Source organism: Bradyrhizobium sp. USDA 4472 (genome assembly GCF_054058595.1).
This window is the reverse complement of the sequence record NZ_JBSSAM010000001.1, coordinates 2950402-2974754: the sequence shown is the minus strand read 5'-3', so window position 1 is coordinate 2974754 and position 24353 is coordinate 2950402. Positions and strand designations below refer to the sequence as shown.

Annotated in this window: 24 protein-coding genes; 14 read left to right on the top strand and 10 right to left on the bottom strand. The window is 65.3% G+C overall.

Annotated features, from left to right (window positions below):
• Positions 1–6: 6 nt before the first annotated feature.
• On the bottom strand, positions 7–1155 hold the full coding sequence (aroB, locus tag ACVWZ4_RS13590) for a 3-dehydroquinate synthase (protein WP_456700154.1): 1149 nt from the start codon (positions 1153–1155) through the stop codon (positions 7–9).
• Positions 1156–1165: 10 nt separating this feature from the next.
• The gene (locus ACVWZ4_RS13585) at positions 1166–1759 is read right to left on the bottom strand and encodes a shikimate kinase (RefSeq protein WP_456700155.1); all 594 of its coding nucleotides are present in this window, start codon (positions 1757–1759) and stop codon (positions 1166–1168) included.
• 170 nt (positions 1760–1929) lie between these two features.
• On the opposite strand from ACVWZ4_RS13585, the gene ACVWZ4_RS13580 reads away from it, so the two are divergent.
• From ACVWZ4_RS13580 to ACVWZ4_RS13565, 4 genes are all read left to right on the top strand, one after another.
• Positions 1930–2076 carry a hypothetical protein gene (locus tag ACVWZ4_RS13580; protein WP_035669499.1) on the top strand — a complete coding sequence of 49 codons (147 nt, stop codon included), beginning with the start codon at positions 1930–1932 and terminating at the stop codon, positions 2074–2076.
• A 17-nt stretch (positions 2077–2093) separates the two neighbouring features.
• On the top strand, positions 2094–3062 hold the full coding sequence (gene xerD, locus ACVWZ4_RS13575; protein WP_456740584.1) for a site-specific tyrosine recombinase XerD: 969 nt from the start codon (positions 2094–2096) through the stop codon (positions 3060–3062).
• A 182-nt stretch (positions 3063–3244) separates the two neighbouring features.
• Positions 3245–4207 (top strand): acetyl-CoA carboxylase carboxyltransferase subunit alpha, encoded by a 963-nt coding sequence (locus ACVWZ4_RS13570; RefSeq protein ID WP_456700157.1) that lies wholly within the window; start codon positions 3245–3247, stop codon positions 4205–4207.
• 328 nt (positions 4208–4535) lie between these two features.
• Positions 4536–6053: a L,D-transpeptidase family protein gene (locus tag ACVWZ4_RS13565; protein WP_456740583.1), complete on the top strand. Its 1518-nt coding sequence runs from the start codon at positions 4536–4538 to the stop codon at positions 6051–6053.
• 103 nt (positions 6054–6156) lie between these two features.
• On the opposite strand, the gene secA is transcribed toward ACVWZ4_RS13565, so the two are convergent.
• The gene (gene secA / locus ACVWZ4_RS13560) at positions 6157–8997 is read right to left on the bottom strand and encodes a preprotein translocase subunit SecA (RefSeq protein ID WP_456700159.1); all 2841 of its coding nucleotides are present in this window, start codon (positions 8995–8997) and stop codon (positions 6157–6159) included.
• 137 nt (positions 8998–9134) lie between these two features.
• Positions 9135–9353 carry a hypothetical protein gene (locus ACVWZ4_RS13555; protein WP_456700160.1) on the bottom strand — a complete coding sequence of 73 codons (219 nt, stop codon included), beginning with the start codon at positions 9351–9353 and terminating at the stop codon, positions 9135–9137.
• Here ACVWZ4_RS13555 and ACVWZ4_RS13550 point away from each other — a divergent pair.
• The 3 genes from ACVWZ4_RS13550 (at position 9352) to ACVWZ4_RS13540 (ending at position 12075) form a co-directional block, all read left to right on the top strand.
• Entirely contained in the window at positions 9352–10293 is a 942-nt protein-coding gene (locus tag ACVWZ4_RS13550; protein WP_456736978.1) for a peptidylprolyl isomerase, read from the top strand. The genes ACVWZ4_RS13555 and ACVWZ4_RS13550 overlap by 2 nt on opposite strands.
• A gap of 124 nt (positions 10294–10417) precedes the next feature.
• Entirely contained in the window at positions 10418–11659 is a 1242-nt protein-coding gene (gene argJ / locus ACVWZ4_RS13545; protein ID WP_456740582.1) for a bifunctional glutamate N-acetyltransferase/amino-acid acetyltransferase ArgJ, read from the top strand.
• 5 nt (positions 11660–11664) lie between these two features.
• Positions 11665–12075 carry a (deoxy)nucleoside triphosphate pyrophosphohydrolase gene (locus ACVWZ4_RS13540; protein ID WP_212427824.1) on the top strand — a complete coding sequence of 137 codons (411 nt, stop codon included), beginning with the start codon at positions 11665–11667 and terminating at the stop codon, positions 12073–12075.
• Between the two features lie 55 nt (positions 12076–12130).
• Here ACVWZ4_RS13540 and ACVWZ4_RS13535 read toward each other — a convergent pair whose 3' ends face one another.
• Entirely contained in the window at positions 12131–13000 is an 870-nt protein-coding gene (locus ACVWZ4_RS13535) for a methyltransferase domain-containing protein (protein WP_456700163.1), read from the bottom strand.
• A 43-nt stretch (positions 13001–13043) separates the two neighbouring features.
• Between ACVWZ4_RS13535 and ACVWZ4_RS13530 the strand changes: the two genes are divergently transcribed.
• The 4 genes from ACVWZ4_RS13530 to ACVWZ4_RS13515 are packed head-to-tail and all read left to right on the top strand — an operon-like array spanning position 13044 to position 15506.
• Positions 13044–13841, top strand: a complete 798-nt coding sequence (locus tag ACVWZ4_RS13530) for a ComF family protein (RefSeq protein ID WP_456740581.1) — start codon at positions 13044–13046, stop codon at positions 13839–13841.
• Between the two features lie 47 nt (positions 13842–13888).
• A complete protein-coding gene (gene grxC / locus ACVWZ4_RS13525; protein ID WP_456700165.1) occupies positions 13889–14164 on the top strand; it encodes a glutaredoxin 3 in 276 nt (91 codons plus the stop codon).
• A complete protein-coding gene (locus ACVWZ4_RS13520) occupies positions 14161–15039 on the top strand; it encodes a carbon-nitrogen hydrolase family protein (protein WP_456700166.1) in 879 nt (292 codons plus the stop codon). The genes grxC and ACVWZ4_RS13520 overlap by 4 nt, the downstream gene beginning before the upstream one ends.
• On the top strand, positions 15036–15506 hold the full coding sequence (locus tag ACVWZ4_RS13515) for a DUF1178 family protein (RefSeq protein ID WP_456740580.1): 471 nt from the start codon (positions 15036–15038) through the stop codon (positions 15504–15506). Before ACVWZ4_RS13520 ends, ACVWZ4_RS13515 begins: the two co-directional genes overlap by 4 nt.
• Here ACVWZ4_RS13515 and ACVWZ4_RS13510 read toward each other — a convergent pair.
• The 3 genes from ACVWZ4_RS13510 to ACVWZ4_RS13500 all read right to left on the bottom strand — a co-directional run bounded on the left by ACVWZ4_RS13510 (position 15503) and on the right by ACVWZ4_RS13500 (position 17916).
• Complete coding sequence (locus ACVWZ4_RS13510; RefSeq protein ID WP_456700168.1) at positions 15503–16402, bottom strand: EamA family transporter; 900 nt, start codon at positions 16400–16402, stop codon at positions 15503–15505. The genes ACVWZ4_RS13515 and ACVWZ4_RS13510 overlap by 4 nt on opposite strands.
• A gap of 258 nt (positions 16403–16660) precedes the next feature.
• A complete protein-coding gene (gene ubiG / locus ACVWZ4_RS13505; protein WP_456700169.1) occupies positions 16661–17434 on the bottom strand; it encodes a bifunctional 2-polyprenyl-6-hydroxyphenol methylase/3-demethylubiquinol 3-O-methyltransferase UbiG in 774 nt (257 codons plus the stop codon).
• 14 nt (positions 17435–17448) lie between these two features.
• On the bottom strand, positions 17449–17916 hold the full coding sequence (locus ACVWZ4_RS13500) for a PH domain-containing protein (protein WP_456742221.1): 468 nt from the start codon (positions 17914–17916) through the stop codon (positions 17449–17451).
• A gap of 152 nt (positions 17917–18068) precedes the next feature.
• Here ACVWZ4_RS13500 and ACVWZ4_RS13495 point away from each other — a divergent pair, with 152 nt between their 5' ends.
• The 3 genes from ACVWZ4_RS13495 (at position 18069) to prfA (ending at position 23005) form a co-directional block, all read left to right on the top strand.
• Positions 18069–19325, top strand: coding sequence for an aspartate kinase (locus ACVWZ4_RS13495; protein WP_456736974.1), 1257 nt, complete (start codon positions 18069–18071; stop codon positions 19323–19325).
• Positions 19326–19593: 268 nt separating this feature from the next.
• Complete coding sequence (ptsP, locus tag ACVWZ4_RS13490) at positions 19594–21861, top strand: phosphoenolpyruvate--protein phosphotransferase (protein ID WP_456700171.1); 2268 nt, start codon at positions 19594–19596, stop codon at positions 21859–21861.
• 58 nt (positions 21862–21919) lie between these two features.
• Positions 21920–23005 (top strand): peptide chain release factor 1, encoded by a 1086-nt coding sequence (gene prfA, locus ACVWZ4_RS13485; RefSeq protein WP_456700172.1) that lies wholly within the window; start codon positions 21920–21922, stop codon positions 23003–23005.
• A 15-nt stretch (positions 23006–23020) separates the two neighbouring features.
• Here prfA and ACVWZ4_RS13480 read toward each other — a convergent pair whose 3' ends face one another.
• Both ACVWZ4_RS13480 and ACVWZ4_RS13475 read right to left on the bottom strand, forming a co-directional pair.
• Positions 23021–23500: a MarR family winged helix-turn-helix transcriptional regulator gene (locus tag ACVWZ4_RS13480; RefSeq protein ID WP_456736972.1), complete on the bottom strand. Its 480-nt coding sequence runs from the start codon at positions 23498–23500 to the stop codon at positions 23021–23023.
• A 110-nt stretch (positions 23501–23610) separates the two neighbouring features.
• Complete coding sequence (locus tag ACVWZ4_RS13475) at positions 23611–24009, bottom strand: hypothetical protein (RefSeq protein WP_456790137.1); 399 nt, start codon at positions 24007–24009, stop codon at positions 23611–23613.
• Positions 24010–24353 lie beyond the last annotated feature (344 nt).

Sequence of the window (24353 nt, the reverse complement as noted above, 5' to 3'; positions counted from 1 at the left end):
CGCGCATCACGCCTTCGGAGCGAGCTTTTCTTTCAGGAAGTCGCGCACCGGCGCCGGCTCGACATCCTTGGCGATGACGGCGCGCCCCACGGCCTCCAGCAGGATGAAGGTAAGCTTGCCGCGCTTGACCTTCTTGTCCTGCGCCATCAGCGCCATCAGCGCGTCGGCGTCCGCAAGGCCTTCCTGCGCAAAGCCGGCGATGTCCTGCAGGCGCGTCGGAAGACCGGCCTCGGTGAGGTGACGCTCGACGCGGCTCGCATCAGCCTCGCCGATCATGCCAAGTTTTGCGGAAAACTGCGCCGCCAGCGTCATGCCGATGGCGACGCCCTCGCCATGGAACAAGCGATCCGAAAAGCCGGTCGCGGCTTCCAGTGCGTGGCCGAAGGTGTGGCCGAGATTGAGCAGCGCGCGCTCACCGGTCTCGCGCTCATCGCGCGAGACCACGGCCGCCTTGGCACGGCAGGAGGTCGCGATCGCATGCTCGCGCGCCGAGCCGCCCTTGAAGATGTCGGAATGATTCTTCTCCAGCCAGGTGAAGAAGGCTTCGTCACCGAGCACGCCGTATTTGGCGACCTCGGCATAGCCGGCGCGGAATTGCCGCGGCGACAGCGTGTCGAGCACGGCGGTGTCGGCGATGACAAGCACCGGCTGGTGGAAAGCGCCGAGCAAATTCTTGCCCTGCGGCGAGTTGATGCCGGTCTTGCCGCCGACGCTGGAATCGACCTGCGCCAGCAGCGAGGTCGGCACCTGCACGAAATCGACGCCGCGGCGCAGGATCGCGGCGGCAAAGCCGGCGAGATCGCCGACCACGCCACCGCCGAGCGCGATGACGAGGTCGTTGCGCTCGATTTTCGCGGCGATCAGGGCCTCGCTGACCTTTTCGAGGCCGGCATAGGTCTTTGAGATTTCGCCTTCCTCGACCACGACGCGCGAGGTCGGAATGCCGGCGGCTGCAAGCGAGGCTTCCGTCGGCGCGAGCCAGTATTTTGCCACCGTGCGATCCGTCACGATCGCGGTGCGCACACCGGGCCGCAAGGCGGCAACGCGCTCGCCCAGCGAAGAGAGCACGCCGCGGCCGATGACGATGTCATAGGCCCGATCGCCGAGCGCGACGTCGACATTGACGGGGTCGGAATGTTTGAGGGGCGCAGTCATCGAACGGCACTCACGATGTCGGCTGGAGGCACAGATGGGCGTGCAGCGTCGCGATGGTCTCATCGACGATGCGGTCGTGCGGCACGTCGCGCGAGGCGATGGTGAGGTCGGCCTTGCCATAGATCGGCTCACGCTCGGTGAGGAGCCGTGTGACGGTGCCTTCGGGGTCGGCGGTCTGAAGCAACGGGCGGTCGGCGCGACGTCGCACGCGGCGCATGATGACGTCGTGGTCCGCCCTGAGCCAGACCGAGACCGCCTTTGCCGCGATGCGGGTTCGCGTCTCCTCGCGCATGAACGCGCCGCCGCCGGTCGCCAGCACGATTGGCCCACCTTCGAGCAGGCGCGCGATCACGCGGGCCTCGCCGTCGCGGAAGTAGGGTTCGCCATGGATCGTAAATATTTCCGGGATGGTCATGCCGGCGTGGGCCACCTCGATTTCGACATCAGCGTCGAAAAAACGCAGACCAAGCCGCCCTGCCAGCCTCCGGCCAATGGTTGATTTGCCGACGCCCATCATGCCGACCAGCACGATCGAACGCCCGCCGAGCGCCGACAGGATGTCGGCCTCAGGGCTCGGTTGTGCTGGCAACGCGACGTCGGACATCGGATCTTGCTCTGGATCTCGCTCAACTGGCCGCCAAAGGCGGCATCCCGGCCACCTATACGACCCCGTCGGGGCCCTCGCCAGAGGACTCTTGCCACGAAACGGCGAACATGTTGGATGATTTCATTGGTTAATTTGCCAAACCTGAGACCTCGCCGAGACCTTTCCCGATGCCCAGCCTGTTCCGCTTCCTGACGGTCGTCGCCGTGATCGCCGGCATCGTCTATGGCGTGGTGTTCGCGCTGGCGAACTTCGTCAATCCGAAGCCGCGGGAAATGACGGTGACGATCCCGCCGGATAAGTTTCTCAAGAAATAGGAGTTACCCTGCGGGGCATGCGCAACTCCTCCACCGGCAAGCCCTCCGACACCAGGCTGACCGCCCTGTTCCTCGACATGCTCGCGGCGGAACAGGGTGCCGGGCCCAACACGCTCGATGCTTACAGGCGCGATCTCAACGATTTCTCCGAGTTTCTGACCCGCGTCGGTCACAGTTTTGTGGACGCCGAGACGCAAGTCCTGCGCGACTATCTTGGCAACCTCGATACGCGCGGCTTCAAATCCTCCAGCGTCGCGCGGCGGCTGTCGGCGATGCGGCACCTGTTCCGCTTCTTGCTGAACGAGCGCATCAGAACCGACGATCCGGCGGCGATCCTGTCAGGCCCCAAGCGCGGGCGCGGCTTGCCAAAGGTGCTGTCGATCTCGGATGTCGATCGCATGCTCAGCCGCGCCAAGGAGATGAGCGAGGCGGCGGACGCCTCGCCCTCGCAACGGCTGCGGGCATTGCGGCTCTATTGCCTGCTCGAGGTGCTCTACGCCACAGGCCTGCGCGTCTCCGAGCTGGTGGCGCTGCCGCGAACGGCGGCCAAGCGCGACGCCCGCATGATCGTGGTGCGCGGCAAGGGCGACAAGGAACGGCTGGTGCCGCTGAACGAGGCCTCGCGGCAGGCGATGGCGGATTATCTCGCGGCGACGGACGCGGCCAAAGGCGAGAAGAAGGGCAGCCTCGCCGCCTCGAAATGGCTGTTTCCCTCGTTCGGCGAAAGCGGGCATTTGACGCGTCAGCATTTTGCCCGCGACCTCAAGGAACTCGCAGTCGCTTCGGGGCTGCAGGCGCGCCTGGTCTCCCCACACGTGCTGCGCCACGCCTTCGCCAGCCACCTGCTGCACAACGGCGCGGATTTGCGCATTGTGCAGACCCTGCTCGGCCATACCGACATCTCGACCACCCAGATCTACACCCATGTGGTCGAGGAGCGGCTGAAGAGCCTGGTGCGCGACCTGCACCCGCTGGCGGAGAAGTAGCGGCAGCGGCGCGGCTGCGGACGAAACCGCCTTGACTTCGGCCACATCTCCGCAGAAAGAGCCGTGGCCTTATCAGTGATTTGCCGCGCTCCCGGGAGCGCACAAGTCAAGCCCTTGAAGAAGCTACACTTCTTTGACTGACCTCGCTTCGCCTCGTTGTCCCGTCCCCCTATATTGAAACGATGCCAGACCAGATGCGCAGCTATCTCGACTTCGAAAAGCCCGTCGCCGAGCTCGATTCCAAGGTCGACGAACTCAGGACGCTCGCGGCCTCCGGCACCGACATCGCCGAGGAGATCGGCCGCATCGAGGACAAGGCCGCGCAGGCGCTGGCCGACCTCTATCTGAACCTGACGCCGTGGCAGAAGACGCTGGTGGCGCGGCATCCGCAGCGACCGCATTTCAATGACTTCATCAAAGGGCTCATCACCGAATTCACCCCGCTCGCCGGCGACCGCAAGTTCGGCGAGGACGAGGCGCTGGTCGCGGGCTTCGGCCGCTTCCGTGGCGAAGCCATCTGCGTGATGGGCCAGGAAAAGGGCGATTCCACCGAGAGCCGCATCAAGCACAATTTCGGGATGGCCCGGCCGGAGGGTTATCGCAAATGCGTGCGGCTGATGGAGATGGCCGAGCGGTTCGGCCTTCCCGTGCTGTCGCTCGCCGATTCCGCCGGCGCCTATCCCGGCATCGGCGCCGAAGAGCGGGGACAAGCCGAAGCCATCGCCCGCTCGACGGACGCCTGCATGGCGCTGACGGTGCCGAACGTCGCCATCATCACCGGCGAAGGCATGTCGGGCGGCGCCATCGCCATCACCACCGCCAACAAGGTCCTGATGCTGGAGCACGCGATCTACAGCGTGATCTCGCCGGAAGCCGCCTCCTCCATCCTCTGGCGCGACGGCAGCAAGGCGCAGGAAGCCGCCAACAACATGAAGATCACGGCCCAGGACATGCTCCGCTTCGGCGTGATCGATGCCATCATCAAGGAGCCGGTTGGTGGCGCCCACCGCGACCCCGCCGCCGTGATCGCCACTACGGGCGATGCCATCGCCAAGGCCTTTGACGAGATGCGGGGCCTGGACGGCGACGCCATCCGCAAGCAGCGCCGGCAGAAATTCCTCGATATCGGCCGGAAACTGGGCTGATTCGGGCTGGATTCGGTGCCGCATCAGGTGAGGCGGGATTGGTAACGCCGCGTTAACCCTTTTTTTGCCCAAATCGGCCATCTCAGTACCGGTTCAGCTGCAAAGTCCAAGTTCCGACCCAGTTTAAGTCTCTGTTGACCACGCCGTCTCGCCAACGGGCTCGTGATCCCAGGTCGGGTTGCGACCCTTGGGTGCGGAGGTTAGAATTTTAATCAATGGCTTCAGGGCATAAGCGCTGGGGCTTGGTCTGAAACGGTCCGGTTCTCCGGTCAGGCCAGGCTCCAAAATCGGGGTTCGCGCTTCCGCCCGGCACGTTGTGGGGTCCATCTTGAATTCTCGTTCGCTTGCTCGTGCGCTCTTGGCATCGGTCGCGCTTGCCGCCAGCATTGTGCTCGCCGGCTGCGATACCGATCAGGTTTCGCTCGCGACCAACGCCAAGGCCAACCAGCCGGTCCCGCCGAAGCTCGTTGCCGCGATGGGCGAGAAGGACATGGATCTGCAATCGCCGATCCTGATCCGCCTGTTCAAGCAGGAGGCCGAGCTCGAGATCTGGAAGCAGACCCGTTCCGGCCAGTTCGCCCTGCTCAAGACCTATCCGATCTGCCGCTGGTCGGGCGACCTCGGTCCCAAGGTGCGCGAAGGCGACCGTCAGGCGCCGGAAGGATTTTACTCGATCAACCCGAGCCAGATGAATCCGCAGTCGGCCTATTACCTCTCGTTCAATACCGGCTTCCCCAACGCCTTCGACCGCGCTTTGGGCCGTACCGGTTCGCAACTGATGGTGCACGGGGACTGCTCGTCACGCGGCTGCTACGCCATGACCGACGAGCAGATCGCGGAGATCTATTCGCTCGGGCGGGAATCCTTCTTCGGCGGCCAGAAGGCGTTCCAGTTCCAGGCCTATCCCTTCCGGATGACGCCGGTGAACATGGCCAAGCACCGCAACAATCCGAACATGCCGTTCTGGCGGATGATCAAGGAAGGCTACGATCATTTCGAAGTGACGCGACGGGAGCCGAAGGTCGACTTCTGCGAGAAGAAATACGTATTCGACGCGGCACGCGCGCCCGACGCCAAGCGCGATCCCGTGTTCGACGCTTCCGCGAAGTGCCCGGCCTATATCGTCCCCGAAGACATCGCCAGCGCCGTGCGCGAGAAGCAGCAGCGCGACGAAGCCGAGTACAACAAGCTCGTGGCCAAGGGCACGCCGGTGGCACGCATGAATACCGGCATCGACGGCGGCATGAACAAGATCTTCGCCGCCAAGATACCGGAAGGGTCGACCGGCCTGTCGGAAGGCGCCGAAGGCAATACGCTGCAGATGCTGGCGATGTCGAAGGCCCCCGGCACGATTCCCGGCACGGTCAACCCGCCGAAGCCGAACTTCGAACCGACCGCCTCTGCGCCGCAGGAAGAGCCCGTCGTTGCCGTCAGCGCGCCCGCGACCAACGCCCGCGTCGCGACCGCAGCGCCCGACGAGAAATCCGGCGGTTTCTTCTCCAATCTCGGCCGCAAGATGGGCTTGGGGACCGCCGACACGACCGCGACCACGCCGCCGCCGCAAGCGACCGCCTCGGTGGCCCCGGCGCCCGCCGCGCCGAGCACGGCTTCCAAGCTGAAGGCCGCGGTGACGCACTTCGTCCACCACGAAACCGCCAAGGACAAGCCGGCCGTCGCCGCCAAGCCGGCCGAGCCGGCGAAGCCCACCGAGACCAGGGTTGCCGCAACGCGCCCCGCGCAGAAGCCGTCGATGAGCGATGCTGCGGCTGACGGCGCCCAAATGGCCGGCGCCGCGCCGGTAGTGTCGTCGAACTCGTTCGATAGCCGCTTTGGCGCGGTGAAGTAGACGGGCGTCTCGTCCGCGGTGGGGCCCGCCTTCGCCACTACGAGGGCGGGAGTGTGAGGCGCGAGCATCGCACCTCACACACGCGCGGGAACGCTGCTAGCGGCTAAGCGTACCGCCCGTGGCAGTGCTTGTACTTCTTGCCCGAGCCGCACGGGCAATCCTCGTTGCGGCCGACCTTGCCCCAGCTTGCCGGGTTCTTCGGATCGCGCAACGCGGCGTCGGTATGCTGCGGGGCCAGCGTGACGCTGGCGAGCGCCATCTCGTCCTCGCCGGTGTTCGGGTCGAACTTGTGCGCCTCCATCTGCGGCAGCACAGGCGCTTCCTGCTCCGGCGGGACGATCTCGACCCGCATCAGCTGCGCGGTGACGGCCTCGCGCAAGTGCGCGCTCATCTCCTGGAAGAGATTGAAGGCTTCGGTCTTGTACTCCTGCAACGGATCGCGCTGCCCGTAGCCGCGCAGGCCGATGACCTGGCGCAGATGGTCGAGCATGATCAGGTGCTCGCGCCAGAGATGGTCGAGCGTCTGCAGCAGGATGGTCTTCTCGACGTAGCGCATCACGTCGGGCCCCCATTGCCCGACCTTGGCCGCCATGTGCTCGTCTGCCCTGGTCTCGATGCGGTTGAGCAGCTCCTCGTCGGCGATGCCCTCTTCCTTGGCCCAGTCCTCGACCGGCAGGTCGAGATCGAGCACGCGCTTCAGCTCTTCCTTCAGGCCGGCGACGTCCCACTGCTCGGCATAGGCATGCTCTGGCACATGCTTGGCGACGAGGTCCTCGATGAAGGCGTGGCGCATGTCGGCGACGGTTTCGGCGACGCTCTCGTCCTTCATCAGGTCGACGCGCTGGTCGAAGATCACCTTGCGCTGATCGTTCTGGACGTTGTCGAACTTGAGCAGGTTCTTGCGGATGTCGAAGTTGCGGGCTTCGACCTTCTGCTGCGCCTTCTCCAGCGCCTTGTTGATCCAGGGATGGATGATCGCCTCGCCCTCTTGCAGGCCGAGACGCTGGAGCATGCTGTCGAGGCGATCCGAGCCGAAGATGCGCATCAGATCGTCTTCCAGCGACAGGAAGAACTTCGAGCGGCCGGGATCGCCCTGACGGCCGGAACGGCCGCGGAGCTGGTTGTCGATGCGGCGGGATTCGTGCCGCTCGGAGCCCATGATGTAGAGGCCGCCGGGCTTCTTCACGGTCTTGGCCGGCTTGTTGCCCTTTGCCGGCTCGATCTCGACGGTCTCTTCCGCGTTGAGCACGATGTCACGGAAGCGCTCGACGTCGGCCTTGATCTGCTCGATCTTCTTGGCCTTCTCGGCCTCGTCCTCGATGCCTGCGGTTTCCTTGGGGATGCGCATCTCGAGCGAGCCGCCGAGCTTGATGTCGGTGCCGCGGCCGGCCATGTTGGTCGCGATCGTGATCGCGCCGGGAACGCCGGCTTCCGCGACGATATAGGCTTCCTGCTCGTGGAAGCGCGCGTTCAGCACCGCGAACAGCTTGGCCGGCTTGCCGGCGCGCGCCGCCGCATAGAGCTTGTCGAGCGCGTTGTCCTTGCCGAAATCGATCTGCTTGTAGCCGTTCGATTTCAGGAATTCGGCAAGGACTTCCGACTTTTCAATCGAGGCCGTACCCACCAGCACCGGCTGGAGCCGGGCGTTGGCGCGCTCGATCTCGGCGAGGATCGCCTGGTATTTTTCCTTCTGGGTGCGGTAGACCTCGTCGTCCTCGTCGAGGCGGCCGACCGGCACGTTGGTCGGGATTTCCACGACTTCGAGCTTGTAGATGTCGAAGAGCTCGTCGGCTTCGGTCAACGCCGTTCCGGTCATGCCGGCGAGCTTTTCGTACATTCGGAAATAGTTCTGGAACGTGATCGAGGCGAGCGTCTGGTTCTCGGGCTGAACCGTGACGTGCTCCTTGGCCTCCAGCGCCTGGTGCAGGCCTTCGGAATAGCGCCGGCCGGCCATCATGCGCCCCGTGAACTCGTCGATGATGACGACCTCGTCGTCGCGGACGATGTAGTCCTTGTCGCGGGTGAACAGCGTGTGGGCGCGCAGCGCCTGGTTGATGTGGTGCACGACGGAGACGTTCTCGACGTCGTAGAGCGAGTCGCCCTTGAGCTGGCCGGCATCGCGCAGCAGCGTCTCGATCTTCTCCATGCCGGCTTCCGTCAGCGTCACCGTGCGCTGCTTCTCGTCGACCTCGTAGTCGGTCTTGTCGAGCTTGGGGAGGAAGCCGTCGATGGTGTTGTAGAAGTCGGAGCGGTCGTCGAGCGGGCCGGAAATGATCAGGGGCGTCCGCGCTTCGTCGATCAGGATGGAGTCGACTTCGTCGACGATCGCGTAGAAGTGCGGCCGCTGGACCATGTCCTCGAGGCGGTACTTCATGTTGTCGCGCAGATAGTCGAAGCCGTATTCGTTGTTGGTGCCGTAGGTGATGTCGCAGGCATAGGCCGCCTTGCGCTCGGCATCATCGAGGCCGTGGACGATCACGCCGGTGGTCATGCCGAGGAAGCCGTAGATCTGGCCCATCCAGCCGGAGTCACGGCGAGCGAGGTAGTCGTTGACGGTGACGACGTGGACGCCCTTGCCGGCGAGCGCGTTGAGATAGACCGCAAGCGTCGCGACCAGCGTCTTGCCTTCGCCGGTCTTCATCTCGGCGATGTCGCCCTCGTGCAGCACCATGCCGCCGATCAGCTGAACGTCGAAATGGCGCTGGCCGAGCGTGCGCTTGGCCGCCTCGCGCACGGTCGCGAAGGCCGGGACCAGCAGGTCGTCCAGCGTCTTGCCCTCGGCGAGCTGCTTTTTGAATTCGTCGGTGCGGGCCCTGAGCGCCTCGTCGGACAGCTTCGAGACCTCAGCTTCCAGCGCGTTGATCGCGTTGACGCGGGACTGGTATCCCTTCACCCGCCGGTCGTTGGCGGAGCCGAAAAACTTGCGGGCGAGCGCGCCGATCATGCCTAGTTCCTGTGTTCGCGATTTAACCGCGTTGCAGCCAAGAAGTTGTCACCCATTGGCCTATCAACTCACCGTGACGCCCTATGGCGCCAGAGCCCGAACTGCGGGGGTCATCCGCCATATGGGTGGGAATTGGGTTAGTCTGGGTTCAACGGCCAAAAACGCAGCAAAATAAACGCCATCGCCATGGTCGCGACCGCGCAGAGATATGGCCCGGTCAGCACCTTGTCAACGGCGGCCAATCTTGCCGCTAATTCATCATTTTGACAGACTTTTCGCGTTGCCAAGCCCCCCTGAATTGGGCGAGTGTCCGCCCCGCTCGAGCAGCCCCCTGCTTCAACAAAAGGATTTTCCATGACCACCTCGTTCCCGGTAACCACCGGCCTGCGTTTCCGCCATGCGTCCGCCCTGGCGGGAGGCCTCGCCCTGGCGCTGACCCTGGCGTTCGCGGGCCCGCTCCGGGCAGCCGACGATCCGGTCCTGGCGAAGGTCAATGGCGCTGAGATCAAGAAGAGCGACGTGACCATGGCCGAGGAGGAACTCGGACCGAGCCTCGCCCAGATGGACCCGGCGACCAAGGACGAGAACGTCCTGTCGTTCCTGATCGACATGAAAATCGTGTCCAAGGCCGCCGAGGACAAGAAGATTGCCGACGGCGACGAGTTCAAGAAGCGGATGGCGTTCGCCCGCAACCGCCTGCTGATGGACAGCCTGCTCGCCCAGGAAGGCAAGGCCGCCACCACCGACGACGCCATGAAGAAGGTCTATGAGGAGGCCTCCAAGCAGATCACCGGCGAGCAGGAAGTGCGCGCCCGCCACATCCTGGTCGAGACCGAGGACGAGGCCAAGGCGGTGAAGGCCGAACTCGACAAGGGCGCCGATTTCGCCGAGCTCGCCAAGAAGAAGTCCAAGGATCCGGGCTCCGCCGACGGCGGCGACCTCGGCTTCTTCACCAAGGAACAGATGGTGCCGGAATTCTCGGCCGTCGCGTTCTCGCTGGAGCCCGGCAAGATCTCCGACCCCGTGAAGTCACAGTTCGGCTGGCATATCATCAAGGTCGAGGAGAAGCGCAACCGCAAGGCGCCGGAGTTCGACCAGGTCAAGGCCCAGATCGAGCAGTACGTCACCCGCAAGGCCCAGGCCGATTACGTCGGCAAGCTGCGCGCAGAAGCCAAGGTCGAGCGGACCGACCAGCCTTCCGCAGACGCTGCCAAGGATGCCAAGCCGGCAGACGCGGCAAAGCCCGCCGATGCGAAGCCCGCCGACAGCAAGATGGCGCCCCCCGCCAAGAAGTAAGAATTCGCTGTTACTTCGCCGACGCGAAGAGTATTTAAGCCTACCTGATGCCCGGCCTCGCCAAGAGGGCCGGGCATCTGCATGTCCAGACCTCACCAAGGCACAAGCCAAGGCGCCCCCCGCGATGTCCACCTCCGTCTCCCCGCTCGCCCCGACAAACGTTCCTGACATGCCCGTGATCGCGGGGGTCCGTCTCGCGACGGCCGAGGCGGGCATCCGCTACAAGAACCGCACCGACGTGCTGCTGGCGATCATGGACAAGGGAACCGCGGTCGCCGGCGTCTTCACCAGATCGAAGTGCCCGTCCGCGCCGGTCGAATGGTGCCGTGCGAAACTGAAGGGCGGCAAGGCGCGCGCCCTCGTCGTCAATTCCGGCAATGCCAATGCCTTCACCGGCAAGACCGGTCGCGCCTCCACCGCGCTGACGGCCAAGATCGCGGCCAAGGCCGTGGGCTGCAGCGAGAGCGAGATCTTCCTGGCCTCGACCGGCGTGATCGGCGAGCCGCTGGACGCGACCAAGTTCGACGGCGTGCTCGGCCGCCTCGCTGCGTCCGCGGAATCCGGCGACTACCTCGCCGCCGCCAAGGCGATCATGACCACCGACACCTTCCCCAAGGTCGCGACCGCGACCGTGAAGCTCGGCAAGGCCAAGGTCACCATCAACGGCATGGCCAAGGGCGCCGGCATGATCGCCCCGGACATGGCGACGATGCTCTCCTTCATCTTCACCGACGCGCCGATCGCACCCGCCGCGCTGCAGGCATTGCTGAAAGCCGGCGTCGAGGACACCTTCAATGCGGTCACGATCGACGGCGACACCTCGACCTCGGACACGCTGCTGGCGTTCGCCACCGGCGCCGCTGCCGAGCACGGCGCGCCAAAAATCAGCCGCGCCAGCGATCCGCGTCTGAAGGCCTTCACCAAGGCTTTCAACCAGATCCTCGCCGACCTCTCCGAGCAGGTCGCCCGCGACGGCGAAGGCGCGCGCAAGCTGGTCGAGATCACCGTCGAAGGCGCCAGGACCAAGGCCTCCGCACGCAAGATCGCGATGTCGATTGCGAATTCGCCGCTGGTGAAGACCGCGATCGCCGGCGAGGACGCCAATTGGGGCCGCGTGGTGATGGCGGTCGGCAAGGCCGGCGAGCCGGCCGATCGCGACAAGCTGTCGATCTCCTTCAACGGCATCCGCGTCGCCAGGAGCGGCGCGCGCGATCCTGATTATGACGAGGCCCAGGTATCGGAGGCGATGAAGGCCCCGGAAATCGCGATCAAGGTCTCGCTTGGCCTCGGCAAGGGCCGCGACCGTGTGCTGACCTGCGACCTCACGAAGGAGTATGTCGCCATCAACGGGGATTACCGGTCTTAAGGATCATGGCCGATCTCAAGCTGACACTGGTGGTGGCCTGCGCGCTCGTCGACGCCGACAAGCGCGTCCTCATCGCGCAGCGCCCCGAAGGCAAGACGCTGGCCGGCCTGTGGGAGTTTCCCGGCGGCAAGTGTGAGCCCGGCGAGCGGCCGGAGCAGAGCCTGATCCGGGAGCTCCACGAGGAGCTCGGCATCACCGTCGCCGAGCCCTGCCTGGCGCCGCTGACCTTTGCGAGCTACGGCTACGAGACCTTTCATCTCCTGATGCCGCTCTACATCTGCCGGCGCTGGGAGGGGATCGTCGAAGCCCGCGAAGGCCAGACGCTGGCCTGGGTGCGCGCCAACAAGCTGCGCGACTATCCGATGCCGCCGGCGGACATTCCGCTGATCCCGCATTTGATTGACTTGCTGATGTAAGAGGGGCTGTCGCCAACACTCTCAACGTCGTGCCCGGCCATGACGGAGAAGGAGCTTACGTCTCTCCCGCCTTCTTCACCGCCTCCGCCAGGCTCGCCTTGGCCGAACCCGGCTTCAGCGGCTGCTGCTGGCTCGCATGCGGCGCCCAGCCCGACAGCCAGATGATGTCGAACGTCGCGCGGATACGGCCGTCGGCATCGGCAAAACGCTCGGCATAGATTTGAGCCATCCGCAGCAGCGTCGCGCGGCGGCTCGGGGTGCGCCGCCGCTCGATCAGCACATTGGTCGCGCCCATGCGGCGGAGGTCCTGCATCAGCGCGAACGCGTTGGAATAACGCACCACGACGCGATCGACGTCGGTGACCGGCAGCGCAAAGCCCGCCCGCTGCAACAGCGCGCCGATGTCGCGCAAATCGGCGAACGGCGCCACGCGCGGCGAGACACCGCCCTCGCATTCGGCCTCCGCCGCGGCAAACGCCTGCCGCAGCTCGGTGAGAGTGTCGCCGCCGATCATCGCGGCGAGCAGCAACCCATCCGGCTTCAGCGCGCGACGGATCTGCGCAAGCACGCCAGGCAGATCGTTGACGAATTGCAGCGCCAGCGCGGAGACGACGAGATCAAGACCGTCGGGCGCGAAAGGCAATGTCTCCGAGCCGGCCGCATCGAGCGCAATCCGCTGGATCGAAGGCAACCGTGCGCGCAGCCCCGCGAGCCCCTCGCCGGGCGTCCAGAGATCGGCCGGCGCGTGAAACTCGCGCATCACCGCGGCCAGCCGGTCGGACATGTCCTCGGCGACGCGGTCGAGCAGGAAGGTCACCTCGCCTTGCGCCTGCGCACGCCGCTGCCGCGCACGCAGCAAGGCACGGTCGAACAGAGCGGGCGGGATTTGGGGGGTCTGGGCCATGCCGCTGGTTACGCCGATCATGCTGGCTCTGGCAATCCGCCACATGCGGCGCTAGCCTCCTCTCATGGACGCCGACGCCGCCCCAACCCGCTCCATCGCGTCGCCCTTGCGTGCCGCATGGACGGCTGGCCGCCACGTTCTGGCGCATGTGGCAAAGCTCGCGCTCGACGTTGCGCTGCCGACGCTGTGCGTGTCCTGCCGCGAGCCTGTCGACGGCGAGGGCGTCTGCGCGGCGTGCTGGGCCAAGCTGTCGTTCATTGAGCGGCCCTATTGCCCGCGGCTCGGCATTCCCTTCGTCTACGACCCCGGCCCCGACATGCTGTCGATGGAGGCGATCGCGAGCCCGCCCGCCTACCGGCGGGCGCGCGCGGCAGTGCGCTATGACGAGGCCGCACGCACGCTGGTGCACGCGCTGAAATACCAGGACCGCACCGACCTCGCGCCCGCCATGGGCCGCTGGATGGCGCGCGCGGGCGGCGAGCTGCTCGCGGGCGCCGACATGCTGGTCCCGGTGCCCCTGCATTGGCGCCGGGCCTGGCGGCGACGCTACAACCAGTCCGGTGCGCTGGCTCAGATCATCGCGCGGCAGAGCGGGGTGAAGGTGAAGGCTGAGGTGCTGCGCCGCGTGCGCGCCACCGAGCAGCAGATCGGGCTGTCGCGGGCCCAGCGCGCGACCAATGTGCAGGGGGCATTCCAGGTATCCCCCGACCGTCAGGCCGAGGTCCAGGGCCAGCGCATCATCCTGATCGACGATGTCCTGACCTCGGGTGCGACACTTGACGCCTGCGCACGCGCGCTGCTCCGCGCCAAGGCCGCCCAGGTCGACGTCCTGGTGTTCGCCCGGGTTGTCGAGATCAGGTAAACTCCCATATAATTCAACAAATTCATGACATGAGAGCGCTTGATACCATGACCGCTGCTGTCGAGATCTATACCAGGCCGGGATGCGGCTATTGTTCCGCTGCCAGGTCGCTTCTGACCCGCAAGAAGGCGACCTTCACGGAATTCGACGTCGCCAAGAACCCGTCCTGGCGCGAGGAGATGTACGACCGCGCGGGCGAGGGTTCGACCTTCCCGCAGATCTGGATCGGCGGCACCCATGTCGGCGGCTGCGACGACCTCTACGCGCTCGATCGCGAGGGCAAGCTCGACGGGCTGCTCGAAAGCGTCAAGGCGGTCTCATGAGTGCCGTGAGGACCTTCACCGCCGCCATGGTGCAGATGCGCACCGGGTTGCTGCCCGAGCCGAGCCTCGCGCAGGCCACCGGGCTGATCCGGCAGGCTGCGGCCAATGGCGCGGACTACGTGCAGACCCCCGAGGTCAGCAACATGATGCAGCTGAACCGCACGGCGCTGTTCGAGCATCTGCAGAGCGAAGAAGAGGACATCTCGCTGAAGGCCTATCGGGCACTCGCGGCGGAACTGAAGATCCACATCCATGTCGGCTCGCTGGCGCTGCGCTTCTCGGAAGAAAAAGCGGTGAACCGCTCCTTCCTGATCGGGCCCGAGGGCCAGGTGCTCGCAAGCTACGACAAGATCCACATGTTCGACATCGTCCTGCCGGATGGCGAGAGCTATCGCGAATCCGCCAACTACCAGCCGGGCGAGACCGCCGTGATCTCCGACCTGCCCTGGGGCCGCGTCGGCCTGACGATCTGCTACGACGTCCGCTTTCCCGCGCTCTACCGCGCGCTGGCCGAGAGCGGAGCCTCTTTCATCACGGTGCCGTCCGCCTTCACCCGCAAGACCGGCGAGGCGCACTGGCACATCCTGTTGCGCGCGCGCGCGATCGAGACCGGCTGCTTCATCTTCGCAGCCGCGCAGGCTGGCACCCACGAGAACAAGCGCGAGACCTACGGCCATTCGCTGATCATCGATCCCTGGGGCGAGATCCTCGCCGAGGGCGATGTCGAGCCCGGCATCATCATGGCCAAGATCGATCCGGCCAAGGTCGAGACGGCGCGCCGCGCGATCCCCTCGCTCCAGCATGGCCGCCGCTTCGGTGTCGCCGATCCGAAGGCCGGGCCGGATCATCTACACCTCGTACGGGGATCGGCATGATCCGCTACGCGCTCCATTGCGACCGCGACCACGCTTTCGAGAGCTGGTTCCAGAGTTCGTCGGCTTACGATTCGCAGGTGAAGCGCAAGCTCGTGACCTGCCCGATCTGCGGCTCGGCCAAGGTGCAAAAGGCGATCATGGCGCCGCGCATCGTCGGCAAGAAGGGCCGCAGCCGCGCAACGCCGGAGCCGACCGCCGCGCCCGAGACTGCACCGGCAGGACCGGCCTCGCTGATGATGGCGCAAGAGAAAGAGTTGCGCGCCAAGCTGAAGGAGCTGCGCGATCACATCGTGAAGAATGCCGACAATGTCGGCGAGCGCTTTGCCAATGAAGCCCGTGCGATGCATTACGGCGACAAGGAGCACCGCCCGATCTACGGCGAGGCCTCGCCCGACGAGGCGAGGTCGCTGATCGACGAAGGCATCGAGGTGTCGCCGCTGCCGACCTTGCCGGAAGACCGGAACTAAGTCCCCACCAGCACCGCCACGCCGACAATGATCAGCGCGATGCCTGCAAGCTCGCGCGGCGCGATCGGCTGCTGGAACGAGTAATACGCCACGCCCTGCGCGAACAGCACCTCGATCAACGCGAGCGTGCGGACATTGGCCGCGGCCGTCAATGCGAACGCGAGGAACCAGAACTGCGAGGCGAAGGCGCCCGTGAAGCCCGCGAGCAGCGACGGCTTCCACAGCCCCAGGATCGACTGAAGCACCTTTGGCGCGCGCCAGAGCAGATAGATCGTCAGGATCAGCGTTTGCACGAACAGGCCGAGCACCAAGGTGAACGAGGCCGCGGTCACGAAGGACACGCCGTGAACGTTGATGATCGCGCCGCGAAAACCGACCGCAGAGAGCGCGAACGCCGCCGCCGCGACGAGCCCGGTGATGGTCGGCTTCAGCTCCGCAAAGCTCTTCTCGCCGCCGGGGCGCAGCGCGGTGATGACGACGCCCACGGTGGCGATCACGATCGCCAGCACTTTCAGCCAGGTCAGGTGATCGCCGAGGAAGACGAAGCCGAAGATCGCGGTCTGGATCGCCTCGGTCTTCAGATAGGCCGTGGTCACCACGAAGGAACGGTCGTTCATGGCGAGCAGCATCAACCCGGTGCCGACGATCTGGCTGAGCGCACCCAGCAACAGCCATGGCCAGAACATCGATGGCGGCACGCCGAGACGATCGCCGGTCGCGACGAGCACCAGCCCCAGGAAAAGGAGCGAGAACGGGAAGCCGAACAGGAAGCGGATATTGGTCGCACCCCACGTCCCCAGCGGCTTGGTCAGCGACCGCTGCATCGCATTGCGCGCCACCTGGCCGAGCGCGGCAATGACGGTGAAGGGAATCCAGAGGCTGGTGACGGTGAACATCGGGTGGGGCTATTGCAGGAAAGGTCAGGCCAACCTGCAAGCTACGGCCGACGCGGTCAACCACACGGCCGTCATGGGAGCGATGCTCCTACCACACGTACGCTGTCGTCCCTGCGAAAGCAGGGACTGATGCCGCGGAATCTGTCGGTGGGACGCGGTGTGAGATGCGCGGGTCGGCAGCCTTCGCAAAACTTCGTCCCGGCGTTCGCAGGGACGCCGCCCCGGGGAGTGGGAGCACGCATCTCGGTCATGCCCGCCTCATACCATCCCTTCCGCCACCACCATGTAGTTCACATCCATGTCCGACGAGAGCGTCCATTTGTCGGCAAAGGGGGAGTAGACGACGCCGGTCTGCTCGGTGATGACGAGCCGGTTGTCGAGGAGGTGTTTGGTCAGCTCGTCCGGCGTGACGAACTTGTTCCACTCGTGGGTGCCGCGCGGCAGCCAGCGCAGGACGTATTCGGCGCCGACGATGGCGAGCGCAAAGCTCTTCCAGTTGCGATTGAGCGTCGAGACCACCATCAGCCCGTTCGGCTTCAGCATCGCGGCGCAGCGCTTCACGAAGACGCCGACGTCGACGACGTGCTCGACCACTTCCATCGCCAGCACGATGTCGAAACGCTCGCGCGGATCGATCTCTTCCACCGTGGTGCAGCGATAGTCGATCGACAGATGGCTCTTGTCGGCATGCAGCTTCGCCGCAGCAATGTTGCTCACCGAGGGATCGACGCCGATCACCTGCGCCCCCAGCCGCGACAGCGGTTCGCACAACAGGCCGGCGCCGCAGCCGATGTCGAGCACGCGGAGGCCACCGAGGCAGTTCAGGCTGCGCACATTGCGCTCGAACTTGCGGCAGGCTGCGTCGCGGATGTAGCCGAGCCGCAGCGGATTGATCCGGTGCAGCGGCGCCATCTTGCCCTTCGGATCCCACCACTCGGCCGAGAGCTTTGAAAACTTCGCGATCTCGGCGGCGTCGACGGTCGAGCCCGGCTGGGCGGAGGCGATTGCGGAAGTATCTTGCTGCATGCTCATGGCCAGGCGCGGTCCTACCGCGTGGTGATCGAACTACGGAAAGCGAGCGGAGAGGCGATTGTCTTGATCGTCTCGATCCCCTCGCCGACGCCGCGAATGGTCACGTCGCCGTAGTTGAGAATTCGTCCAAGAATCGTCTGGTCGACATCGACACTCTCGACCTTATCCAGCGCCATTTCAAAGGTGCGGCGCTTGATGAAGCCGGTCTTGTGCACAACCCTGAGATTGGTGACGTCGGTCTCCGTGGTGAAGCGATGGAACCAGCCCTTCAGGGTCCAGAACAGCGCGGCCAAGGCCGCGACGCCCGCGGCGGTCAGACACACCAAGACGATCCAGTCGATCGTGGTCATCCGCGAGGCCACCAGGAAACCAAGGGCCACGACCCAGGCCAAAATGGCCGGGAAATAGAAGATCCAGTGCGCATTGGTCGAATACAGCACCCGCTCGCCGGGCTGCAGGATTTCGTCAATATAGCGCGCCATAACCTCTGACAACCCATTGCCCGAATTGGGCCTTGCAGGAACCCGCTTGCCCCGGGCCCCGCCCCTCTGTATACGCGCGGTCGGTATCCCCCAGGGCATCCGTCCGGGGCGGGTCACCATACTGATCCTCAAGAGGGAATGCACGCGTCGTCATGAGCCGCCTCGTGATGAAATTCGGCGGCACGTCCGTCGCCAACATCGAACGTATCCGCAACGTCGCACGCCATGTGAAGCGTGAGGTGGACGCCGGCCATGAAGTGGCGGTGGTCGTCTCGGCGATGTCGGGCAAGACCAACGAGCTGGTGGCCTGGTGCACCGAGGCCTCGCCGATGCACGACGCGCGCGAATACGACGCCGTCGTCGCCTCCGGCGAACAGGTGACTTCGGGCCTGCTGGCCATCGTGCTCCAGGGCATGGGTATCCAGGCCCGCTCCTGGCAGGGCTGGCAGATCCCGATCAAGACCAGCGACGCCCATGCCTCGGCCCGGATCGAGGACATCGACGGCAGCGAGATCATCTCCCGTTTTAGGGATCGCAAGGAGGTCGCCGTTATCGCCGGCTTCCAGGGCATCGATCCCAGGACAAATCGCATCACCACGCTCGGCCGTGGCGGCTCCGACACCTCGGCCGTGGCCGTTGCCGCGGCGGTGAAGGCCGACCGCTGCGACATCTACACCGACGTCGACGGCGTCTACACCACCGACCCGCGAATCGTGCCGAAGGCCAAGAGGCTCGACAAGATCGCGTTCGAAGACATGCTGGAACTGGCTTCCCAGGGCGCCAAGGTGCTCCAGGTGCGTTCGGTGGAACTCGGCATGGTCCACAACATGCCGATCTTCGTCCGCTCCAGCTTCGACAAGCCCGAGGATATCGACCCGCATGCCAACCAGCCGCCCGGCACGCTGATCTGCGGCGAGGAGGAGATCATGGAAAATCACGTCGTCACCGGCATCGCCTTTTCGAAGGACGAGGCCCAGATCTCGGTGCGTCAGATCGAGGACAAGCCCGGCGTCGCGGCATCGATCTTCGGGCCGCTGGCGGACGCCAATATCAACGTCGACATGATCGTCCAGAACGTGTCCGAGGACGGCAAGACCACCGACCTCACCTTCACGGTGCCGGCCGCCGACTACGTCAGGGCCAAGGACACCATTACCGCCGCCAAGGGCACGATCGGGTATGCAAGGCTGGATACCGCCACTGACGTCGCCAAGATCTCGGTGATCGGCAGCGGCATGCGCAGCCATGCCGGCGTCGCCGCCCAGGCGTTTTCGGCGCTCGCCAGACGGAATATCAACATCCGGGCCATTACAACCTCCGAGATCAAGTTCTCGGTTTTGATCGACACCGCCTATACCGAGCTTGCAGTGCGCACGCTGCACACGCTCTACGGTCTCGATCAGGCCTAGACGAATTTTCTCTTAGCGGTCGCAGCAAACGCCGGGGTGTACACACCTTCGCGTTTGGCAGGCGTTTTGCTTGGCAAAACAAGCCTCAATTCGCTATACGGCGAACAGGGTGGGCTGCCGCAGACTGTGTCCCAGTTCAGGCCGCTGATTCGGCGCAAGCTGTGGTTTGCGCCTGCGCCGGACAAACAATTTGATTGTTTTTCTGGAGTTTTAGGCCAGCCGCCGGCCAATATCGCCGGGCCCGGCAGACGGAGGAGATTGACGGTTCATGCGGAGCGCGTCGGGAGGTCCCCGCGTCTTGTTGAGACGGCTCCGCGAAACCATGGCGGAGCAAGTCTCGGCCCAGGAGCGGCTGGACAAGATCGTGGTGCTGATCGCCGCCAACATGGTGGCTGAGGTGTGCTCGGTTTATGTGCTGCGCATCGACAACACCCTCGAGCTCTATGCCACCGAAGGCCTCAACCGCGAGGCCGTGCACCATACCGTGCTCAGCGCCCACGAAGGTCTGGTCGGCCTCGTTGCCAGCGAGGCGACGCCGCTCAATTTGAACGACGCCCAAAGCCACCCGGCCTTCTCGTTCCGCCCGGAGACCGGCGAAGAAATCTACCACTCCTTCCTCGGCGTGCCGATCCTGCGCGCCGGCAACACGCTCGGCGTGCTGGTGGTGCAGAACCGCGCCAAGCGCACCTATGTCGAGGAAGAGCTCGAGGCGCTGCAGACCACCGCCATGGTGCTGGCGGAGCTGATCGCATCAGGCGAATTGTCCGCGCTGGCCCAACCCGGCCTGGAGCCGGCCGCACGCCATTCGACGCAGAAGGCCGGCGCCATCCTCTCGGAAGGCATCGCGCTCGGCCATGTCGTGCTGCATGAGCCGCGCGTCGTCATCAAGGACTACATCGCCGAGGACCTGCCGAAGGAAATCAAGCGGCTCGACACCGCGCTCGCCAAGCTGCGCTCGGATCTCGACCGCATGCTGGAGCGCGGCGACGTCGCCGAAGGCGGCGAGCATCGCGACGTGCTCGAAGCCTACCGCATGTTCGCCAACGACCAGGGCTGGTCGCACAAGCTGCACGAGGCCGTGGCCACCGGCCTCACGGCGGAGGCCGCAGTCGAGCGCGTCCAGTCCGACACCCGCGCCCGCATGCTGCGCGTCACCGATCCCTATCTGCGTGACCGGCTGCACGATCTCGAGGATCTCGGGTACCGCCTGATGCGGCAGCTGGTCGGCCAGGACCATGCGCCCTCGCGCGAGCAGATGCCCGACAACGCCATCGTGATCGCGCGCGCCATGGGGCCCGCCGCGCTGCTCGACTATGACCGCAAGCGCCTGCGCGGCATCGTGCTGGAGGAAGGCACCGCCAACTCGCATGTCGCGATCGTGGCGCGCGCGCTCGGCATTCCCGCTGTGGGCGAGGTGCCGAACGCACCCGGCATTGCCGACCCCGGCGACGCCATCATCGTCGACGGCACGTCGGGCGCGATCTATGTGCGGCCTTCGCAGGAAGTCGAGGCAGCCTATGCCGAACGCGTGCGCTTCCGCGCCCGCCGTCAGGCGCAATATCTGGCCCTGCGTGACCGCCCTTGCGTCACCAAGGATGGCCAGAAGGTCGAGCTGCTGATCAATGCGGGGCTTGCGATCGACCTGCCGCATATCGAGGACACCGGCAGCGCCGGCATCGGCCTGTTCCGCACGGAGCTGCAATTCATGGTCGGCCAGAGCCTGCCGCGCACCAGCGACCAGCTCGCGCTGTACCGCGCCGTGCTGGATGCCGCGGGCAGCAAGCCCGTCACCTTCCGCACCCTCGACATCGGCGGCGACAAGGCGCTGCCCTATATGGAGACGGTGATCGAGGAGAATCCCGCGCTCGGCTGGCGCGCGATCCGGCTGGGGCTCGACCGTCCCGGCCTGTTGCGGGGCCAGATCCGCGCGCTGTTGCGCGCCGGCGGCGGCCGTGCGCTGCGGATCATGTTCCCGATGATCTCGGAGGTCGCCGAGTTCGATTCGGCGAAGGCGCTGGTCGAGCGCGAGCTGACCTATCTGCGCCAGCACGGCCATACGCTGCCGGAGCGCATCGACATCGGCACCATGGTCGAGGTGCCGGCGCTGCTCTATCAGATGGACGAACTCCTGAAGAAGGTCGACTTCATCTCGGTCGGTTCCAACGATCTGTTCCAGTTCCTGTTCGCGGTCGATCGCGGCAATGCCAAGGTCTCCGAGCGCTTCGACACCATGTCGGCGCCGATCCTGCGTGCGCTGCGCGACATCGCGCAAAAATCGCAGGCTGCGAAGAAATCGCTGTCGCTCTGCGGTGAAATGGCCTCGAAGCCGATCGGCGCGCTGGCGCTGATCGCGATGGGCTACCGCTCGCTGTCGCTGTCGGCCACCGCGCTCGGCCCGGTCAAGGCGATGGTGATCGACCTCGACGCCAGGAAGGCCGAAGCGATGCTCGGCCCGCTGCTGGATGCGCCGACGGGAAGCGTCTCGATCCGGCAGAAGCTGACGGAATTTGCCGAGGCCGAAGGCTTGGCGTTGTAGCGGACCTGCCGCTCGTTGTTCGCCGCCTCACGTCCCGCCGCCTTTTGAGAGCAAATCGATGTCGTCACTCCCCGAAGCCAAACTGGATGTCCTGCTCGCGCACCACGCCTCGCTCGAGGCCGAAGCGCTGGGACAGCTCTCCTCCGAGCGCTATGTGCAGGTCACGCGCGAGCTCGCCGAGATCAATCCGCTGATCGACGCGGTGAAGACCTATCGTTCCGCGGTGAAGGAACTCGCCGACACCGAGGCGCTGATATCAGATCCGGCCACTGATGCCGAGATGCGCAGCATGGCGGAAGCCGAGCGCGACGAGCTCAATTCAAAGATCGAGGACCTCGTCCAGAAGATCCGCGTCGCGCTGCTGCCCAAGGATGCCATGGACGACCGCAACGTGGTGCTGGAAATCCGCGCCGGCACCGGCGGCGACGAGGCGTCGCTGTTCGCCGGCGATCTGTTCCGGATGTACGAGCGCTTTGCGAGCTTGCAGGGCTGGAAGGTCGAAGTGATCTCGGCGAGCGAAGGCACCGTCGGCGGCTTCAAGGAAATCATCGCGGAGGTCCAGGGCCGCGGTGCGTTCTCCAAGCTGAAGTTCGAATCCGGCGTGCATCGGGTCCAGCGTGTGCCCGACACCGAGACACAGGGGCGCATCCACACATCCGCTGCAACGGTCGCGGTGCTGCCCGAGGTCGAGGACGTCGACGTCGAGATCAAGAACGACGATTTGCGGATCGAGACCATGCGCGCGCAAGGGGCCGGCGGCCAGCACGTCAACAAGACCGAATCGGCGATTCGCATCACCCATATCCCCACCGGCATCGTGGTGATGATGCAAGACAGCCGCTCGCAGCATAAGAACCGCGCCTCCGCCATGAACATCCTGCGCTCGCGCATCTACGACGCCGAACGGCAGCGCGTCGACGCCGCGCGCTCGGCCGAGCGCAAGGAGAAGGTCGGCTCCGGCGACCGCAGCGAGCGCATCCGCACCTATAATTTTCCACAAGGGCGCGTCACCGACCACCGCATCAACCTGACGCTCTACAAGCTGCCGCAGGTGATCGCGGGCGAAGCGCTCGGCGAATTGACCGATGCGCTGACCACGGAGCACCAGGCGGCACAGCTCGCCGCGCAAGGAGCCGGGGCTTGACCGGCGGCTCGTCGCTCACGCCCCGCCGGACTCGCCGAACGACTTCAAAAGACGGTTCAGAGCCGGGCTGGCGGCACGGCGAAGTTCCTCGAGGTTCTTCCGCGAGAGCGCCTGGAGCTTCTGCTCGCCTTTCTTCGTCAGCTTGAGATGGACGCGCCTGGCATCTTCGCGATCAGCGACGCGACTGACCAGGCCCAGTTTTTCGATCCGATCAATCAGCTCGACAGCGGAGTGATGCCGGATCAACAGAAACTTCGCGACATCACCGACGGTTGCGGGACCGGGACGGACAAAACCCTTGATGCCGAGCAGCGCCTGGTGCTGCGTCGGCGTCAACCCCTGCTCTGCAGCCGCCGCCTCGCTGAATGCCAGAAAGCTCCGGATCTGGTAGCGGAACTGTGCCAGCGCTGCGTAATCGGAAGCCCGCATCGCGCTGCCGGCGCGCCCGGCTGACGTCACCACACCGGACCGCTGCGCCTTCTTCGCCTGAACCATGCCCACCTCGACCATGCCACCCGCCGCCACGGGAGACTTAGCCTAAAGTAGCAAGCGACCGCCGCCGGACCAACCGGCCGGATTCAGCGATGCACAGCTATCCAAGCGCCTTATTCGAAGCTGGACAGCAGGATTTTCACCAGGATGACCTGAAACGCGATCGGGATGCGGACGCTCTTTCGCCGGATCGAACGCTGAAGTGCGCCGACGATCTCGGCCCCGCTCAGGCTGCCGGCCGACGCATTGTTGATCAGCTCTGCCCACATCTGCGACAGCGAGCCGCCCGCTGGAAGCACCGGCTTGATGGTGACGCCGGATCCCTGCGCCCAATCGACGATCTCGCGCAGGGTGTGCGGACCGCAATTGCGCGCAGTCGCAAGGCGCTCGGCCGTCAGCGCGCGCAGCAGTTCGCGCGAGGGCGACCAATTCCCTTTCGGGGGCTGCTCGCCGGTGAGCTCGACTGCGAGCTCCTTCAGCACGTTCTGGGCCCGCACGCTCAGTCGCTTCATCGGCGCCGGCGCGCGCTTCGCCTGAACGGATCCGACGGCCGGTCCGCGCTCGCGGGTTGGCCGGTTGCGTGGCTCGGACAATCTGGGGGCATCGCCGGATTGAGACGGGACGCGCTGGTCGCCGCCCTCCCCGGAAGGCCGCGCAGCCTCCTGCCGCTCCGCCTCTTGCGGCCAGGATCGTCGCTTGTCGGCACCTGCCACTGTCGTCTGCCGCGCCATTTCTTTCGCCGAACCCGCCAGCTTCGTACTCACAAAGACTAATATATATCGCTCTCCGATATGTTTTCACGACATAATTTTGGTCGTTCGACCAAAGGCGAAATTGACAGACGGCCTTCACAAGC